Source organism: Herbaspirillum sp. B65 (assembly GCF_000333555.1).
Lineage (GTDB): Bacteria > Pseudomonadota > Gammaproteobacteria > Burkholderiales > Burkholderiaceae_D > Herbaspirillum > Herbaspirillum rubrisubalbicans.
In genome coordinates this window covers 1-2279 of sequence record NZ_BADI01000796.1, presented here as the reverse complement: position 1 = coordinate 2279, position 2279 = coordinate 1, and the positions used below count along the sequence as shown (strand labels likewise).

Here is a 2279-nt window from a genome sequence, read left to right as displayed (position 1 = left end):
AGCCTCGAGGTGTTCAGTCCACCACAAGACCGAACAATTGCTGGCCCAATTGCGCCGCAACGTCGATGAAGCGCTGACCCAGGCCTGGGAAGAACTGGGCATGTCCGGCAATGCCGCGCTGGTGGCCGTGGGCGGCTATGGGCGAGGCGAACTGTTCCCGCATTCGGACGTGGATGTGCTGATCCTGCTGGACAAGACCCCGGACGCTGCCAAGAAGGAAAAGCTGGAATCCCTGGTGCAACTGTTCTGGGACATCGGCCTGGAAATCGGCCACAGCATCCGCACCATCGACGAATGCCTGGACGAATCCGCGGCCGACATCACGGTCCAGACCAGCCTCTTGGAAGCGCGCCTGGTGACCGGCAACCGCGCCCTCTTCAAGCAATTGCAGGAACGCTACCAGGCTACACTGGACCCGCTGGCCTTCTTCCAGGCCAAGACCCTGGAGATGCGCCAACGCCACGTCAAGTACGAAGACACTCCCTACAGCCTGGAACCCAATTGCAAGGAAAGCCCGGGCGGCCTGCGCGACCTGCAGGTGATCCTGTGGGTGGCCAAGGCGGCCGGCCTGGGCAACTCCTGGGCCGAACTGGCCCAGCACGGCATGTTGACTTCCACCGAAGCGCGCCAGCTGCGCCAGAAGGAACGCGCCTTCAAGGACATCCGCATCCGCCTGCACATCCTCACCGACCGCCGCGAAGACCGCCTGGTATTCGACATCCAGACCCAGATTGCGGAAACCTTCGGCTTCAAGACCACCGACACCCGGCGCGCCAGCGAATACCTGATGCAGCGTTATTACTGGGCAGCCAAGGCGGTCACGCAATTGAATACCATCCTGCTGCAGAATATCGAAGCCCACCTGTTCCCCCAGCAATCGGTGCCACGCCCGCTCAACGAGCGCTTCAGCGAGGTCAACGGCTTCCTCGACATCGCCCACGACAATATCTTCGAAGAGACCCCTTCGGCCATGCTGGAAGTGTTCCTGATGCTCTCCGAACACCCGGAACTGAAGGACATGTCGGCACGCACCCTGCGCGCGCTGTGGCACGCCCGCTTCAAGATCGACAATGCCTTCCGCGCCAACCCGGAAAACCATCGCCTGTTCATGCAGATCATCCAGAGCAAGCGCGGCATCACCCACGCCCTGCGCGGGATGAATGCCACCAGCGTGCTGGGCCGCTACCTGCCGAACTTCCGCCAGATCGTCGGCCAGATGCAGCATGACCTGTTCCACGTCTATACCGTGGACCAGCACATCCTGATGGTAGTGCGCAACGTGCGCCGCTTCACCATGAGCGAACACGCGCATGAATATCCCTTCTGCAGCCAGTTGATGGCCAACTTCGGCCAGCCCTGGGTGCTGTACGTGGCCGCCCTGTTCCATGACATCGCCAAGGGCCGCGGCGGCGACCATTCCAAGCTGGGCATGGCCGATGCACGTGCCTTCTGCGTGCAGCACGGCATCTCGGAAGAAAATACCGAGCTCATCGTATTCCTGGTCGAGCAGCACCTGGCCATGTCGCACGTGGCACAGAAGCAGGACATGTCGGACCCCGACGTGATCACCGCCTTCGCCCAGCTGGTCAAGGATGAACGCCACCTGACCGCGCTCTACCTGCTGACGGTGGCCGATATCCGCGGCACCAGCCCCAAGGTGTGGAATGCCTGGAAGGGCAAGCTGCTGGAAGACCTGTACCGCATGACCCTGCGCGTGCTGGGCGGCGAAGCCCCCTCGGCCGATCGCGAACTGAAGAACACCCAGCAGGAAGCCATCAAGACCCTGCGTCTGTACGGCCTGCCAGCCGATGCCCACGAGCCCTTGTGGAAGCAACTGGACGTGGCCTACTTCCTGCGCCACGATGCCTCCGACATCGCCTGGCAGACGCGCTGCTTCTACGACAAGGTCGACACCGGCGTGCCGCTGGTGCGCTGCCGCCTGGCGCCCATAGGCGAAGGGGTTCAGGTGGCGGTCTATACGCCCGACCGCCCCGACCTGTTTGCGCGCATCTGCAGCTACTTCGATGAAAAAAGCTTCAGTATCTTCGACGCCAAGATCCATACCACCCGCAACAATTACGCGCTGGATGCCTTCCTCATCAATGCGCCGGTATTCGCCAAGAACTACCGCGACATCATCAACCTGATCGAACACGAACTGGGCGCCCTGCTGCAATCGGACGCCCCGCTGCCGCCGCCCTCCAAGGCTAGGCTGTCGCGCCTGTCGCGCACCTTCCCGGTCAATCCCGCGGTGGACCTGCGCCCCGAGAACGCGGCCA

At 62.6% G+C, this 2279-nt stretch carries 1 protein-coding gene; it reads left to right on the top strand.

What is annotated here, in order from left to right; all coding sequences use genetic code 11:
- The coding region (locus I5W_RS19070; RefSeq protein WP_044530407.1) for a [protein-PII] uridylyltransferase at positions 1-2279 on the top strand (2279 nt) is incomplete at both ends.